At 64.9% G+C, this 14,609-nt stretch carries 14 protein-coding genes; 3 read left to right on the top strand and 11 right to left on the bottom strand.

Going from position 1 to position 14,609, the window contains the following annotated elements; translation table 11 throughout:
- Nucleotides 1-28: 28 nt before the first annotated feature.
- Both ABV408_RS08750 and ABV408_RS08745 read right to left on the bottom strand, forming a co-directional pair.
- The gene (locus ABV408_RS08750) at nucleotides 29-748 is read right to left on the bottom strand and encodes an ATP-binding cassette domain-containing protein (protein ID WP_353982011.1); all 720 of its coding nucleotides are present in this window, start codon (nucleotides 746-748) and stop codon (nucleotides 29-31) included.
- On the bottom strand, nucleotides 741-1,982 hold the full coding sequence (locus tag ABV408_RS08745) for a lipoprotein-releasing ABC transporter permease subunit (protein ID WP_035474546.1): 1,242 nt from the start codon (nucleotides 1,980-1,982) through the stop codon (nucleotides 741-743). The genes ABV408_RS08750 and ABV408_RS08745 overlap by 8 nt, the downstream gene beginning before the upstream one ends.
- Nucleotides 1,983-2,266: 284 nt before the next feature.
- On the opposite strand from ABV408_RS08745, the gene ABV408_RS08740 reads away from it, so the two are divergent.
- The 3 genes from ABV408_RS08740 (at nucleotide 2,267) to ABV408_RS08730 (ending at nucleotide 5,535) form a co-directional block, all read left to right on the top strand.
- Nucleotides 2,267-3,328, top strand: a complete 1,062-nt coding sequence (locus ABV408_RS08740; RefSeq protein WP_353982010.1) for an agmatine deiminase family protein — start codon at nucleotides 2,267-2,269, stop codon at nucleotides 3,326-3,328.
- Nucleotides 3,329-3,415: 87 nt separating this feature from the next.
- Nucleotides 3,416-4,315: a carbon-nitrogen hydrolase gene (locus tag ABV408_RS08735; protein ID WP_353982009.1), complete on the top strand. Its 900-nt coding sequence runs from the start codon at nucleotides 3,416-3,418 to the stop codon at nucleotides 4,313-4,315.
- Nucleotides 4,316-4,575: 260 nt separating this feature from the next.
- Nucleotides 4,576-5,535, top strand: coding sequence for a DNA replication terminus site-binding protein (locus tag ABV408_RS08730; RefSeq protein ID WP_353982008.1), 960 nt, complete (start codon nucleotides 4,576-4,578; stop codon nucleotides 5,533-5,535).
- A gap of 22 nt (nucleotides 5,536-5,557) precedes the next feature.
- Here ABV408_RS08730 and sthA read toward each other — a convergent pair whose 3' ends face one another.
- The 9 genes from sthA to ABV408_RS08685 all read right to left on the bottom strand — a co-directional run bounded on the left by sthA (nucleotide 5,558) and on the right by ABV408_RS08685 (nucleotide 14,401).
- A complete protein-coding gene (sthA, locus tag ABV408_RS08725; protein WP_353982007.1) occupies nucleotides 5,558-6,949 on the bottom strand; it encodes a Si-specific NAD(P)(+) transhydrogenase in 1,392 nt (463 codons plus the stop codon).
- A gap of 207 nt (nucleotides 6,950-7,156) precedes the next feature.
- On the bottom strand, nucleotides 7,157-7,414 hold the full coding sequence (gene nqrM, locus ABV408_RS08720; RefSeq protein ID WP_035474538.1) for a (Na+)-NQR maturation NqrM: 258 nt from the start codon (nucleotides 7,412-7,414) through the stop codon (nucleotides 7,157-7,159).
- Entirely contained in the window at nucleotides 7,411-8,481 is a 1,071-nt protein-coding gene (locus tag ABV408_RS08715) for an FAD:protein FMN transferase (RefSeq protein ID WP_353982006.1), read from the bottom strand. The genes nqrM and ABV408_RS08715 overlap by 4 nt, the downstream gene beginning before the upstream one ends.
- Complete coding sequence (gene nqrF / locus ABV408_RS08710) at nucleotides 8,478-9,710, bottom strand: NADH:ubiquinone reductase (Na(+)-transporting) subunit F (protein ID WP_353982005.1); 1,233 nt, start codon at nucleotides 9,708-9,710, stop codon at nucleotides 8,478-8,480. Before nqrF ends, ABV408_RS08715 begins: the two co-directional genes overlap by 4 nt.
- 34 nt (nucleotides 9,711-9,744) lie before the next feature.
- On the bottom strand, nucleotides 9,745-10,365 hold the full coding sequence (gene nqrE, locus ABV408_RS08705) for an NADH:ubiquinone reductase (Na(+)-transporting) subunit E (RefSeq protein WP_035474533.1): 621 nt from the start codon (nucleotides 10,363-10,365) through the stop codon (nucleotides 9,745-9,747).
- Nucleotides 10,358-11,038, bottom strand: coding sequence for an NADH:ubiquinone reductase (Na(+)-transporting) subunit D (locus ABV408_RS08700; protein ID WP_353982004.1), 681 nt, complete (start codon nucleotides 11,036-11,038; stop codon nucleotides 10,358-10,360). The genes nqrE and ABV408_RS08700 overlap by 8 nt, the downstream gene beginning before the upstream one ends.
- 2 nt (nucleotides 11,039-11,040) lie before the next feature.
- Entirely contained in the window at nucleotides 11,041-11,820 is a 780-nt protein-coding gene (locus ABV408_RS08695; RefSeq protein ID WP_353982215.1) for a Na(+)-translocating NADH-quinone reductase subunit C, read from the bottom strand.
- A complete protein-coding gene (locus ABV408_RS08690) occupies nucleotides 11,817-13,049 on the bottom strand; it encodes an NADH:ubiquinone reductase (Na(+)-transporting) subunit B (RefSeq protein ID WP_353982003.1) in 1,233 nt (410 codons plus the stop codon). The genes ABV408_RS08695 and ABV408_RS08690 overlap by 4 nt, the downstream gene beginning before the upstream one ends.
- Before the next feature lie 2 nt (nucleotides 13,050-13,051).
- Complete coding sequence (locus tag ABV408_RS08685) at nucleotides 13,052-14,401, bottom strand: Na(+)-translocating NADH-quinone reductase subunit A (protein ID WP_353982002.1); 1,350 nt, start codon at nucleotides 14,399-14,401, stop codon at nucleotides 13,052-13,054.
- Nucleotides 14,402-14,609: the final 208 nt, after the last annotated feature.

Here is a 14,609-nt window from a genome sequence, read left to right as displayed (position 1 = left end):
TCTTTAGCCGGGATGTGTGATGGCGACGTCAGGCGGGGGTCAGTCGTCCCTTGTCGAGACGCAGCTTGCGATGCTGATGATCGGCGACCGCCGGATCATGGGTGACCACCACGAAGGCGCACTCGGTGCTCGAAGCCAACTCATCCATCAGGGCGAGGATATTGGACGCGGTGGTCTGGTCCAGGTTGCCGGTGGGCTCGTCCATCAGCACCAGGCTAGGATCGGTGACCAGCGCTCGCGCGATCGCCACGCGCTGGCGCTCACCGCCGGAGAGCTCGCCGGGCTTGTGATCCCCGCGCGGCGCCATACCCACACGGGTCAGCAGCTCGAGCGAGCGCTTCAACGCCACCTTGCGCGATTGCCCGCGGATGATCAGCGGCAGCGCCACGTTCTCGGCCGCGGTGAACTCCGCCAGCAGGTGGTGGAACTGATAGACGAAACCGACGTAGCGATTGCGGAAACGCCCCAGCGCCGCCTCGCCGAAACCCGCCAGCGACCGTCCGCCGATCACCACCTCGCCACCGCTGGGGCGATCGAGCCCCCCCAGCAGGTTGAGCAGCGTGGTCTTGCCCGAGCCCGAGCTGCCCACCACCGCCACACGCTCGCCCGCCGCGACCTGCAGATCGAGATGGTCGAGCACGGTGATGTCCTGCGGCCCCTCGCTGTAGATCCGGGTCAACTGGCGGCAATCCAGCATCGGCTCACCGCGTGCCACTCCCGACGCGCGGTCGATGGATACATCACTCATAGCGCAGCACCTCCGCGGGCTGGATTCGGGCCGCCCGCCAGGCGGGATAGAGCGTCGAGATGAAGGTCAGCACGAACGCGCTGGAGACGATCACCCAGACATCGTCCCACTCCAGTCGCGACGGCAGATAGCTGATGAAATAGACGTTGGGGTCGAGGAACTGGATACCGGTCACCGACTGGAACCAGGCGATGATATCGGACACGCTCAGCGCCAGCGCAATGCCCGCGACCACCCCGAGCACGATGCCGATGATGCCGATCGCCAGCCCCTGGACCACGAAGATGCCCATGATCGAGCGTGGCGTCGCGCCAATGGTGCGCAGGATGGCGATATCGGCGTGCTTGTCGGTGACCACCATCACCAGCGTCGAGACGATATTGAACGCCGCCACGGCGACGATCACCATCAGCAGCAGGCCGATCATGTGCTTCTCCATCTGGATCGCCTGGAACAGATTGCCGTGGGTGTAGGTCCAGTCCAGCCCGCGGTAGCCGGCCCCCAGAGAGCTGACGATATCGCGGGTCACAGGGCCGGCCTTGAACAGATCGTCGAGCTCCAGGCGCAGGCCGTCGACCTTGTCGCCGAGACGCGCCAGCGCTTGCATATCCTCGATGTTGGCGTAGGCCAGATTGGCGTCGAGATCGGCCCCGACCTTGAAGATGCCACTGACGGTGAAGCGCTTGAGTCGCGGGAATACGCCGCCCGGGGTGATCGAGGCCTCAGGCACCAGCAGGGTCACGCGGTCGCCGACCCCCACGCCCAGATTGCGCGCCAGCAGGTCGCCCAGGATCACGTTCCAGCTACCCGGGGTCAGATCATCGAGAGAACCGGCCTGCATGTGCTGGCCGATGATCGACACCTTGCGCTCGTACTCGGGCTGGATACCGGTCACCAGCGCCCCCTGGGTGCGCCCGGCGGCGGAGAACATGCCCTGCTGCTGTACGTAAGGCGCTACCGCAACGACGTCACGATGCTGGCTCACTCGCTCAGCCAGCGCCTTCCAATCGCGCATGCCGCCCTGCTGCTCGATGCGCGAATGCGGCACCATGCCCAGCACCCGGGTGCGTAACTCGTGATCGAAACCGTTCATCACCGAGAGCACCAGAATGAGCACCGCCACACCCAGGGCCAGGCCCAGCATCGAGGTCAGCGAAATGAAGGAAATGAAGTGGTTCCGGCGTTTGGCCCGCACGTATCGCAGGCCCACCAGAAAGGGTAAACGGTCGAGCATCAGGTTGGCTTCCTTGTCAGCAGCGCCTCATGTTACGGGTTTTGATGCGCCCCGCAAACGCTGGATAGGCGTCGCAATCACGCATCATGACCGGCCGCGTGCGATGACTTGTCCGGTAACCGTAAAAGGCTAGACTAGCGACCAAGGCTGAGACGCCGCCAGCCCGCCCGTGGTTCCCCAAGCGCGCCGCCAAATCGCGCTTGCATCGCGCCGGGCAAGTCCTAAAATGCCGCGTCCCCCGGCATCCATGCCATCAATCGCCGCCGCGCGCCCTGGAGACCGCCTTGACCCTGCGCCTGCTTCCGGAGTGGCATCCCCAGGATGCCGTGCAACTGACCTGGCCCACGCCCACCAGCGACTGGGCACCGCTGCTCGACACCATCGAAGCGACGCTGGAAACGATGGTGGTGGCGATCGCTCGCTATCAGCCGGTGCTGGTGTGCGTCCACGACGCCGCCCAGCGTGAGCGCCTGACGCAACGCTTCGACGCCCTCGGCGTCGATCCCGGGCGACGCGCCCTGATCATCGCCGACAGCGACGACACCTGGGCCCGCGACCATGGCCCGATCGCGGTCTCCCGCGATGGCGCAATCACCCTGCTCGACTATGTCTTCACCGGCTGGGGCGGCAAGTTCGAAGCGGCACGCGACGACCGGCTCAGCCGCGCGCTGGCCGCCCAGGGCGTGTTTCAGGTACCGCTCGAGAGCCAGGATCTGGTGCTCGAGGGCGGCGCCATCGAAAGCGATGGCGAGGGCACGCTGCTGACCACCAGCGCCTGCCTGCTCAATCCCAACCGCAACCCGCACCTCGATCGCGATGCGGTCGAGACGCGTCTATGCCGGGATCTCGGCGCCTCGCGCGTGCTGTGGCTGGAGCATGGCCATCTCGAGGGTGATGACACCGATAGCCATATCGATACCCTGGCGCGCTTCTGCGACGCGGCGAGCATCGCCTATGTGCGCTGCGACGACCCCACCGACCCGCACTACGCCGAGCTCGCCGCCATGGAGCGTGAGATCAAGGCGCTGCGCCGCGAGGATGGCTCGCCCTATCGGCTGTTCGCGCTCCCCTGGCCCAAGCCCTGCCACGATCCCGACGACGGGCACCGCCTGCCGGCCACCTACGCCAACTTCCTGATCATCAATGGCGCGGTGCTGGTACCGACCTACGGCGACGCGGCCGACTTTCGTGCCCTGGAGGTACTGAAGGCGGCCTTCCCCGACCGCGATCTGATCCCGATCGACTGTCGCGCCGTAATCCGCCAGCATGGCAGCCTGCACTGCCTGACCATGCAGTTGCCACACGGGGCGCTCGCACCCACGCTGTTGGCAGCGGACGCCGGCTGAATCCTGCGTCGATCAACCGCGCTTCAGCGCTATCGCCATGACTTCATGGCACCACATCGTCACCACGTCCCACCACAAGGAGGGAGCATGTCGAAGACACTCAAGGTCGGCCTGGTTCAACAGCAGGCGTGGCCCGACAAGCAGCAGAGCCTCGCCACCAGTACCGCGGGCGTGCGCGAACTCGCCGCACAGGGCGCCGAGCTGGTGCTGCTGCAGGAGCTGCACGCTACGCACTACTTCTGCCAGTGCGAGGACGCGGACCTGTTCGATCTGGCAGAACCGCTGGACGGCCCCACCTCCCAGGCGCTGGCGGAGCTTGCGCGCGAGCTCGATATCGTCATCGTCGGCTCGATCTTCGAGCGCCGCGCCGCCGGGGTCTATCACAACACGGCGGTGGTCATGGATCGCGCCAAGGGCCGCGTGGGCCACTACCGCAAGATGCATATCCCCGACGATCCGGGCTTCTACGAAAAGTTCTATTTCACCCCCGGCGACGGCGACGACCGTCAGGGCTTCGAACCGATCGACACCTCGGTGGGTCGCCTCGGCGTGCTGGTGTGCTGGGATCAGTGGTATCCGGAAGCCGCGCGTCTGATGGCGCTGGCGGGTGCCGACCTGCTGCTCTACCCCACGGCGATCGGCTGGCATCCGCCGGATGACCAAGCCGAGAAGCAGCGCCAGAAGGATGCCTGGACCCTGATCCAGCGCGCCCACGGCGTGGCCAACGGCCTGCCGGTGGTGGTCGCCAACCGGGTCGGCCATGAGCCGGACCTGACCAAGGTGAGCGACGGCATCGACTTCTGGGGCGGCAGCTTCATCTGCGGTCCGCAGGGCGAACTGCTCGCCCACGCCGGCGAGGAGAGCGAGAATCTCCTGGTCGAGCTGGACCTGCACCGCAGTGAGCACGTGCGCCGCATGTGGCCCTACCTGCGCGATCGCCGTGTCGACGCCTACGGCGACCTGACCAAGCGCTATCGCGACCGCTGAACGATCGCGTGCACCATACGGCCGGCCGTGCTTCCGTCACGGTCGGCCGGCGCCCTCCCGGTCGAAGATATCCCCCGCCCACAGCGCCCCAACGGATCATGCCCTGCGAGTTCGCCCCCGGATGTCGCCGCAGAAGCCAGCCATCGGCAACCGTGCACATGTATCCCGCCTGCCAAGGCTTTAAGCCCAGCGCTCCCACAGTCGATGGACACACACCAAGATAACGGTATAAATTGATCCAAACCGTTCTGGAGGCGATCATGGAACTGCAATACCGGCTGCTGGCCGAGCTGGAGTCGGACTTCGACGAGCTGATCGACGCCACCGATCGGCTCGCCAGCACCTACACCGCCGCACCGACGCCCGCCTGGGCGCTGGGCGATGCCCCCGTCGACGCCACCTGGCTGCGCCGCGCGCTGACCGACTTCTGGTACCAGGACGGTCAGGACGGGCGCGAAACACGCAACTATATCGGGCTGATCGTCGCCGGCCCCGAACTGATGAGCGCCGTCGAGGCGGTCAACGCCGCCAAGGCGCGCTTCGCCGCCACCCTCAAGCACATCCGCGAAGCCGCGCCGCGGCTGGTGCCCGAAATCAAGGCGGTGCTGCCCTTCCGCCATCCAGCACTGCACGACCATCTGCGCGGCCAGGGACTGGCGCGGTTGCACCTCAAGCAGTGCTGGCGCCAGCTGCCGATCGCCGACGCCCCGCTCTCCCGAGTGCGCCTGGCATGGTATACCAGCGGGCGCTCGATCAAACGCCTGAGCGTGGCCGAAGCCGAAGCGCGGCTGGCACGCATGGATACCGCCGGGGCCCATATCCGCATCCAGTTGCGCAAGCTGGGCGATATTCCCAGCGACGAGCCGCTGGCACAGATCCAGAATCAGGCCCCGGTGATGCGCGCCAACCTGTTCTTCCGTGAAGCCCTGGCGGATGGCCGTCAGCGACGCGCCATGAACCTGCCGCTGCCGCTGTTCATCCCCGACCCGGCCCTCAGGCTACCCGATCACAACGCCCCACCGCTGCGGCCGCCGGCGAGCCGCACCCGGGCCAAGCGTTCGGACCAGCGCCTGGAGGACGACCCCTTCCTGCCCAGCCTGCGGGTCTACCGCTACCGCAATCCGGCACTGCAGCTGGCCGAAGCGCGCGAGCGACAGGCGCGCGACAGCGCCGCGCAAGAGGTAGAAACGCCAGCGCCCGGCGACAAGGCCGGGCGCTGAGGAAGACCATTGGCCACGCGCGTCAGAACAGCCGGTTGAGCCCGTTCTGCGCGGCGATGCGATAGGCCTCGGCCATGGTGGGATAGTTGAAGGTGGTATTGATGAAGTAGCGCAGGGTATTGGCCTCACCCTTCTGCTGCATGATCGCCTGACCGATGTGCACGATCTCGGAGGCCTGGTCACCGAAGCAGTGGATGCCGAGGATCGCCAGGGTCTCACGGTGGAACAGGATCTTGAGCATGCCGGCGGTGTCGCCGGTGATCTGTGCCCGGGCGGTATCCTTGAAGAACGCCTGGGCCACCTCGTAGGGCACCTTGGCCTCGGTCAGCTCGCGCTCGGTCTTGCCCACCGAGCTGATCTCCGGAATGGTGTAGATACCGGTAGGAATGTCATCGACGAAGCGGAAATCGCCCCCCAGGAACTCGTCACTGGCGTTGCGCCCCTGGTCGTAGGCAGCGCTGGCCAGGCTCGGCCAGCCGATCACGTCGCCCACCGCGTAGATATGCGGGATCGCGGTGCGGTAGTGATCGTCGACCTGCAGCTGGCCGCGGCCGTTGGGCTCGAGGCCGATCGTCTCCAGGCCCAGTTCGTCGGTGTTGCCGGTGCGCCCGTTGGCCCACAGGAAGGCGTCGGCGCGCAGCCGCTTGCCCGATTCGAGATTGACCACCACCCCCGATTCGTCACCCTCGACGCTGCGGTACTCCTCGTTGTGCCGGATCAGCACGCCGTTGTTGCGCAGCTCGTAGGAGAGCGCGTCGCTGATCTCATCATCCAGGAACGACAGCAGCCGCTCACGGGTATCGATCAGATCGACCTTGACCCCGAGCCCGGAGAAGATCGAGGCGTACTCGGAGCCGATCACCCCGGCGCCGTAGATGATCAGCGTGCGCGGGGTGTGCGACAGGCCGAGTACGGTGTCCGAACAGTAGATACGCGGATGGCGGAAATTGACGTCCGCCGGCCGGTAGGGGCGCGAGCCGGTGGCGATCACGAACTGGCGTGCGCTCAGCTCTTCGACCCCTTCGTGGTTGTCACGTACCACTACGGTGTTCTCGTCACGGAAACGCGCGGTGCCGAAGAACAGGTCGATGCGGTTGCGCGAATAGAACTTGGTACGCAGCTCGACCTGCTGGTCGATGGTGACACGCGAACGCTCGAGCACCTTGGGAAACGAGAACCAGCGCGGCTCGCCGATATCGCGGAACATGCGGTTGGTGTTGAACTGCATGATCTGCTTGACCTGATGCCTCAACGCCTTGGAGGGGATCGTGCCCCAGTGGGTGCAGTTCCCGCCTACCGACGACTGTCGCTCGACCACCGCGACCCGCTGGCCGTGCTTGGCCGCATTGATGGCGGCGCTCTCCCCGGCGGGACCCGAACCGATCACGACGACATCGTAGTTGTAGACTGCCATGGGTTTCGCCTGCTCCTTGACTTGGCTGATTCTGAAGATGGTGGGGAAAACGCCGGCGCGGTCGTCATCGCGACCGCACCGGACCGCCAGTCGGCGGGTAGCTACTCTCAGTACAGAGCGCCTTTCACACCCGTTGGACGCAATGGACTCATCCGGGTGGCAGAGGCTTCGGAAACAAGCGCCTAGACCGCCATGCGGCGCGCCGACTCAGCGCTTGACGGCGTCGTAGCCAAGATCGGCGCCGCGGTTCTCGTCGCTACGTCGACGTGCGCCGACCGCGTTCTTGCGGCTCTCCTCCTCGCACACCTGGTCGTTGCCGCCGCATATCTCACAGCCATTCTTCAACCCCAGGGTATTGAGCCCCCCGCAGGAACCGCTGATCGGCTTGCGCCCCAGGATGACCCCGATCGCCATGCCGGCGACCAGCAGCAGCATGAGCGCGAAAGCCAGAATCCAGATCGTCATGATTGCGTCTCCTCATCGGTGTCCGCGAGATAGGCCTGAAAGGCGTCGGACACCCGCGTCTCGAACCCGTCGGCCGTCTTGACCACCAGATAGACCGCGAGCTTCTCCCGCTGTGCCATCTCAAGGCCCGCCTCGGGACCGAGCACATCGACCGCCGTGGCCAAGGCGTCCGCAGTCATGCAGTCGGCGGCGATGACCGTTACCGAGACCAGATGATGCTTGATCGGCCGTCCGGTGCGCGGATCGATGGTGTGTGAATAGCGCTCGCCGTCGTCCTCGAAGTAGTTGCGATAGTCCCCCGAGGTGGCGACGGCGGCGGCGTCGAGTTCAATGATACGCTGCACGCTGCGCTCGTACGAGAGCGGCTTTTCCACCGCGACCCGCCAAGGCTCTCCGCCAGGCTTGTCGCCGTGGGTGCGGATCTCGCCGCCGACCTCGACCAGATAGCGCTCCACCCCGGCGGCCTCGAGCGCCCGGGCCGCCTGATCGACACCATATCCCTTGGCGATCCCCGAGAGATCGACATAGACCGGCTTGGTCTTGGTCAGGGTGTTGCCATCGAGCTGCAGCGCGCGGTAGTCCACCGCCTCCAGCGCCTGAGCGATCTGGGCGTCGTCCGGCACCCGATCAGGGTGCTTGTCGGGGCCGAACCCCCACAGGTTGACCGCACTGCCCACGGTGACATCGAAGGCGCCATCGGAGAGCTTGCCGATGCGTATCGCCTCGCGGATCACCGCCGCGGTCTGCGGCGACAGGGTGAAGGGCTCGCCCACCGGCGTGCGGTTGAAGCGCGACAGTTCCGAGTCGGGCTTGTAGGTCGACATCAGCTGGTCGACCTGATTGAGCGCCGCCTTGACCGAGCTCTCGATCTGCGCCAGCTGGGCGTCGTCGTAGTCGCCGTAGAAGGTGATATGAAAGCCGGTGCCGTAGATCGGCCCTTCGAGCCGATAGGCCTGCGCTTCACGCTGGCACCCGGCCAGCGCCACGGCCATCGCCATGACCAACGACAGCAGGGCCAACCCCCGAAGGATTGGCCCTGCCATCTTGCGCGTGGGTCGCGGCGTCATCCGCCGAAATCATCCAGCATGATGTTCTCGGGCTCGACCCCGAGATCGGTGAGCATCTTGATCACCGAGGCGTTCATCATCGGCGGCCCGCACATGTAGTACTCGCAATCCTCCGGCGCCGGATGGTCCTTGAGATAGTTCTCGTAGAGGACGTTATGGATGAACCCGGTCGGCCCTTCCCAGTTGTCCTCCGGCTGCGGATCGGAGAGCGCCAGGTGCCAGTCGAAGTTGTCGAACTCCTCGGCCAGCTGGTCGTACTCTTCGTTGTAGAAGGTCTCACGCCAGGAGCGCGCACCGTACCAGAACGACATCTTGCGCTTGGACTTGAGGCGCTTGAGCTGGTCGAAGATATGGCTGCGCATCGGCGCCATACCGGCACCACCGCCAATGAAGACCATCTCGGCGTCGGTGTCCTTGGCGAAGAACTCACCGAACGGCCCCATCACCGTGACCTTGTCACCCGGCTTGAGACTGAACACGTAGGTCGACATCAGCCCCGGCGGATGGCTCGACTTGGGCGGCGGCGTGGCGATACGGATATTGAACTTGAGAATACCCTTCTCTTCCGGGTAGTTCGCCATCGAGTAGGCGCGGATGACCTCCTCGTCGTTCTTGTGCGAGATGTCGAACAGTCCGAACTTCTCCCAGTCGCCCCGGTACTCCTTCTCGATATCGAAGTCGGAGAACTTGACGTCGTAGGGAGGCGCCACCAGCTGCACGTAGCCGCCGGCGCGGAAGGCCACTTCCTCTCCCTCGGGCAGCTTGAGGTTGAGCTCCTTGATGAAGGTGGCGACGTTGGGGTTCTCGATGACCTCGCACTCCCACTTCTTCACCCCGAAGACCTCGTCGGGCACCCGGATCTTCATGTCCTGCTTCACCGGCACCTGACACGAGAGACGCCAGCCCTCGTTCTTCTCGCGCATGGTGAAGTGCGACTCCTCGGTGGGCAGGATCGAGCCACCGCCCTCCTCGACCCGGCACTTGCACTGGGCGCAGGTACCGCCGCCGCCGCACGCCGACGACAGGAAGATGCCATTGGCGGCCAGCGTCTGCAGCAGCTTGCCGCCGGCCTGGGTGGTCACGGTGTTGTCGGGATCGCCATTGATCTCGATCGCTACGTCGCCGCTGCTCACCAGCCGCGAGCGCGCGGCCAGGATCACCGCGACCAGACCCAGCACGATCACGGTGAACATGACGACGCCGAGCACGATGATAGATGTATCGACCATGTCGGTTTCCTATTTGCCTAGATTGCGTTGGGCGTCAGAGCTGGATGCCGGAGAAGGACATGAAGCCCAGCGACATCAGACCGGCCGTGATGAAGGTGATGCCGAGACCCTGCAGGCTCGCCGGCACGTCACTGTACTTGAGCTTCTCACGGATACCCGCCAGCGCCATGATCGCCAGCGCCCAGCCGGCGCCGGCGCCGGCGCCGTAGATCACCGACTCGCCGAAGGTGTAGTCGCGCTGCACCATGAACAGCGACGCCCCCATGATGGCGCAGTTGACCGTGATCAGCGGCAGGAAGACCCCCAGCGCGTTGTAGAGCGCAGGCACGAACTTGTCGAGGAACATCTCGAGGATCTGCACGATCGCCGCGATCACGCCGATGTAGCTCAGAAGCCCCAGGAAGCTGAGGTCGATCTTGTCGGCGCCGGGAATGCCGGTCCAGCTCAGCGCGCCCGCCTTGAGCAGATAGTTGAGGATCAGGTTGTTCATCGGCACCGTGATGGTGAGTACCACCACGACCGCGATGCCCAGGCCGATGGCCGAGGAGATCTTCTTCGACACGGCGAGGAAGGTACACATGCCGAGGAAGAAGGCCAGCGCCATGTTCTCGACGAAGACCGCCTTCACGAACAGGCTAACGTAGTGCTCAAACATTGGCGGTCTCCTTGATCTTGGCCTTGCTGTTGGCAACGATGCGGTATTCGGTCTTCTCGACCTGCTCCGGGTTGAACCAGCGCAGTATCCAGATGAACAGGCCGATGACGAAGAACGCCGACGGCGGCAGCAGCATCAGGCCGTTGGGGACGTACCAGCCGCCGTTCTGCACCGTCGGCAGCACGGTCATGCCGAACACGCTGCCCGAGCCCAGCAGCTCACGCACGAAGCCGACGATCAGCAGGATCACGGCGTAGCCGAGACCGTTGCCGACCCCGTCCAGGAAGCTCATCACCGGCCCGTTCTGCATGGCGTAGGCCTCGGCCCGCCCCATGACGATACAGTTGGTGATGATCAGGCCAACGAACACCGACAGCTGCTTGGACATGTCATAGGCGTAGGCGCGCAGCACCTGATCGACCACGATCACCAGCGAGGCGATGATCGTCATCTGTACGATGATGCGGATCGACGACGGAATATGGCTGCGGATCAGCGAGACGAACAGGTTCGAGAACGCGGTTACCGCGATCACCGCCAGCCCCATGACCAGCGACACGCTCATCGAGTTGGTCACTGCCAGCGCCGAACAGATCCCCAGCACCTGCAGTGCGATGGGGTTGTTCTTGAACACCGGCGAGAGAACGACGTCTCTTACGGAGTCTTTGGCCATGGTCACGCGCCTCCTTGGGAATCGTGGTGGAACCGAGCGAGATAGGGCGCGAAGCCTTCGTCACTCAGCCAGAACCGCAACATGTTGGTGACACCGCGGCTGGTCAGCGAGGCACCCGACAGCGCATCGACCTGATACTCGCCGCTGGCGCCGCCTTTCACGAGATGGATCCGGGGGTCCTGATAGTCGCCGTCGGCGTAGATCTTCTTGCCGTCCCACTTGGCCTTCCAGCGCGGGTTGTCCACCTCGCCGCCGAGTCCGGGGGTCTCGGACTGATCATAGTAGGATAGCCCGACGATGGTATTGCCGTCGCCGCGCACCGACAGGAAGCCCTCCATCAGGCCCCACAGCCCCTGGCCGCGGATCGGCAGCACGATCTGCTCGGGGTCGTCGGGATTGCCGACCAGATAGACCGTGGCGTAGTTCTCCTGGCGCCCGATACCGGCCAGATCCTGCTCGCCGGACAGGGTGCGCGAGGTCGCCGGGTCCTTGGCCGCTTCGAACTGGTCATAGGTCTCGGGGTCGAGATTGTCGGCGTACTTGCCGGTCTTCAGATCGACCACCCGCGGGGTGATCAGCTCGGCGTACTTCTCGTCGACGTTGTCACCCGGCTTGTAGAGCTCGGTCACCTGCAGGATGTTGGACTTGCGGTCCAGCTCCTGATTCTGCACCTGCTTGGGCTTGAGCACCACCGCGGCGGACGAGACCACCACGGAGCACACCACGCAGAGCGAAAATGCCACGATGAGTGTCTTCTTGATCGAGTTGTTGCTCGCCATCAGACAGCCTCCTTCTCGGCGGGCAGCACGGCCGCCAGGCGCTTCTGGCGCCGCTTGACGTTGGCCTGCACGAAGATGTGATCAATGAGCGGCGCGAACAGGTTGGCGAACAGGATCGCCAGCATGATGCCTTCGGGGAACGCCGGGTTGACGACGCGGATGAGCACCGTCATCACGCCGATCAGTGCGCCGAAGATCAGCTTGCCCGGGTTGGTCATGGAAGCCGACACCGGGTCAGTGGCCATGAACACCATACCGAAGGCGAAGCCACCCAGCACCAGATGCCAGTACCACGGCATCGCGAACATCGGGTTGCTGTCGGAGCCGATGACGTTGAACAGCGACGCGGTCGCGGCCATGCCCAGCAGCACGCCCAGCATGATGCGCCAGGAAGCGATACGCGTCAGCAGCAGCACCGCCGCGCCGAGCAGGATTGCCAGGGTCGAGGTCTCGCCCATGGAGCCCATGATGAAACCGAAGAAGGCGTCCAGCCAGCTGTACTGCTGGTGCAGGCCGTCCATGCCGTTGAGCGCGGCGTTGGAGAGCGCAGTCGCGCCGGTGTAGCCATCGGCCGGCACCCATACGCTGTCGCCGGAAATCTGCGCCGGGTAGGCGAAATAGAGGAAGGCACGGCCGGTCAGCGCCGGGTTGAGGAAGTTCTTGCCGGTGCCGCCGAAGATCTCCTTGCCGATCACTACGCCGAAGCTGATGCCCAGCGCCACCTGCCACAGCGGAATGGTCGCCGGCAGGGTCAGCGCAAACAGCACCGAGGTGACGAAGAAGCCTTCGTTGACCTCATGCCCGCGCTTGACCGCGAACAGCACTTCCCAGAAGCCGCCGACCACGAAGGTGACGAAGTAGACCGGCAGGAAGAAGGTCGCGCCGAGTACGAAATTGGCCCAGATGCTGCCGGGATCGTGGCTGCCGGCCAGGGCCATGGTGATGGCCTCGCGCCAGCCGCCCATGGCCTGGAAGCCGTCGGCGATGGCCATATTGGCCTGATAGCCGGCGTTGTACATGCCGAAGAACATCGCCGGGAAGGTGCACAGCCACACCGTGATCATGATGCGCTTCAGGTCGATGCCGTCGCGCACGTGCGTCATGCTCTTGGTGACGCTGGGTGGCGAATAGAAGATCGTGTCCACCGCCTCGTAGAGGGCGTAGAACTTCTCGTACTTCCCGCCCTTCTCGAAATGAGGCTCCAGCTTGTCGAGCGTGTTACGAATCCCCATCGTCAGGCCTCTTTCTCGATCATGGTCAGGTTGTCACGCAGGATCGGTCCGTACTCGTACTTGCCCGGGCACACATAGGTGCAGAGCGAGAGATCCTCTTCATCCAGTTCGAGACAGCCGAGCTGCATGGCCGTCTCGATGTCGCCGACGATCAGCGAGCGCAGCAGCTGCGTGGGCAGGATGTCCAGCGGCATGACTTTCTCGTAGGCACCGATCGGTACCATGGCGCGCTCGGAGCCATTGGTCGACGTGTTCGGCGCGTAGTTGGGCAGGCCCAGGAACTGGGAGACGTAGATGCCCATCACCGAGTGGCGATTGCGTCCCGGCGAGAGCCAGCCCATGAAGGCACGCTTGTTGCCCTCTTCGAGCAGCGAGAACTGGTTGTGGAAACGGCCCAGGAACTGGCGGCTGCCCTCGCACTGGCTGCCACCGAAGACCGACCCCGAGATCACCCGGGTGTCTTCCGGCTTGGCGATCTCGCCATCGAGCAGTTCGCTGCTGCTGGCACCGAGACGCGTGCGCACCAGCCGCGGGTTGTTGGCGCGCGGGCCACCGATCGCCACCACGCGGCTGGTATCGAGCACGCCATCGGCGAACAGCTTGCCCACCGCGATCACGTCCTGGTAGCCAAGATGCCAGACCTGGCGCTGCAGGCCGACCGGCGACAGGTGATGAATGTGGGTTCCCACCAGACCGGCGGGATGCAGACCGTCGAAGCCCTCGGCCTGGATACCCTCCAGCTCGTCACCCGGGAGCTGCGTCGAACCGCGGCGGCACACGAACACCTTGCCCGGGGTCAGGTGACGCAGCGCCTGCAGACCGTGGCGGAACGCCTCGGCATCGGCATCGATGACCACCTTGGGGTCCGCCGCCAGCGGATGGGTGTCGATCGCGGTGACGAAGAGATCGGCAGGCACCGCGTCGAGTTCCGGGGTACGCGAGAACGGGCGTGCGCGCAGCGCAGTCCACAGCCCCGACTCGACCAGCTGCTCGACCACCTGCTCGCGCGACAGGCTCGCCAGCGCGTCGGCGCCGTGGGCGGTGAAGCTCACGCTCTGCTCGTCTTCGTCGAGCTTGATCACCACCGACAGCAGACGCCGCTTTTCACCGCGATGGATGGCCACCACCTCGCCCGCACCGGGCGCGGTGAAACGCACACCTGCCACCTTCTTGTCGGTGAACAGCAGCTGGCCCCGCTTGACGCGGTCGCCCTCGCGAACCTCCATGGTCGGCTTCATGCCGACGTAGTCGGTCCCGAGCAGCGCCACGTGACGCACGGCTCGTCCGGCGTCGATACGCTGCTCCGGGGCCCCCGCGATGGGGAGATCCAGGCCTCGTTTGACTTCGATCATAGTCTCGCCCAGTTATCGAATCTGATTGACGTAAGGAAAGAGTTTCGACGGACGCCGAGGCACCCCCGCTCGACCGCGGCAGCGCCGTGGAGTCAGGAGACAGCGTCACGGACTTCGAATGCTTTTCTTATCAGAAAGGGTGACTTCCATGACCCGTGCGCGGCACGGACCACGCCAAAAAACGCGCACCAGTATAATGAGACAGGCC

It is taken from the genome of Salinicola endophyticus (assembly GCF_040536835.1).
Lineage (GTDB): Bacteria > Pseudomonadota > Gammaproteobacteria > Pseudomonadales > Halomonadaceae > Salinicola > Salinicola endophyticus_A.
Note: the sequence above shows the minus strand (reverse complement) of the source record. Positions and strands in the feature narration are given on the sequence as shown.

Coding starts and splice junctions, on each gene's coding strand:
- ABV408_RS08750 (WP_353982011.1), bottom strand. CDS start 748: ATGAGTGATGTATCCATCGACCGCGCGTCGGGAGTGGCACGCGGTGAG.
- ABV408_RS08745 (WP_035474546.1), bottom strand. CDS start 1,982: ATGCTCGACCGTTTACCCTTTCTGGTGGGCCTGCGATACGTGCGGGCC.
- ABV408_RS08735 (WP_353982009.1), top strand. CDS start 3,416: ATGTCGAAGACACTCAAGGTCGGCCTGGTTCAACAGCAGGCGTGGCCC.
- ABV408_RS08730 (WP_353982008.1), top strand. CDS start 4,576: ATGGAACTGCAATACCGGCTGCTGGCCGAGCTGGAGTCGGACTTCGAC.
- sthA (WP_353982007.1), bottom strand. CDS start 6,949: ATGGCAGTCTACAACTACGATGTCGTCGTGATCGGTTCGGGTCCCGCC.
- nqrM (WP_035474538.1), bottom strand. CDS start 7,414: ATGACGATCTGGATTCTGGCTTTCGCGCTCATGCTGCTGCTGGTCGCC.
- ABV408_RS08715 (WP_353982006.1), bottom strand. CDS start 8,481: ATGACGCCGCGACCCACGCGCAAGATGGCAGGGCCAATCCTTCGGGGG.
- nqrF (WP_353982005.1), bottom strand. CDS start 9,710: ATGGTCGATACATCTATCATCGTGCTCGGCGTCGTCATGTTCACCGTG.
- nqrE (WP_035474533.1), bottom strand. CDS start 10,365: ATGTTTGAGCACTACGTTAGCCTGTTCGTGAAGGCGGTCTTCGTCGAG.
- ABV408_RS08700 (WP_353982004.1), bottom strand. CDS start 11,038: ATGGCCAAAGACTCCGTAAGAGACGTCGTTCTCTCGCCGGTGTTCAAG.
- ABV408_RS08690 (WP_353982003.1), bottom strand. CDS start 13,049: ATGGGGATTCGTAACACGCTCGACAAGCTGGAGCCTCATTTCGAGAAG.
- ABV408_RS08685 (WP_353982002.1), bottom strand. CDS start 14,401: ATGATCGAAGTCAAACGAGGCCTGGATCTCCCCATCGCGGGGGCCCCG.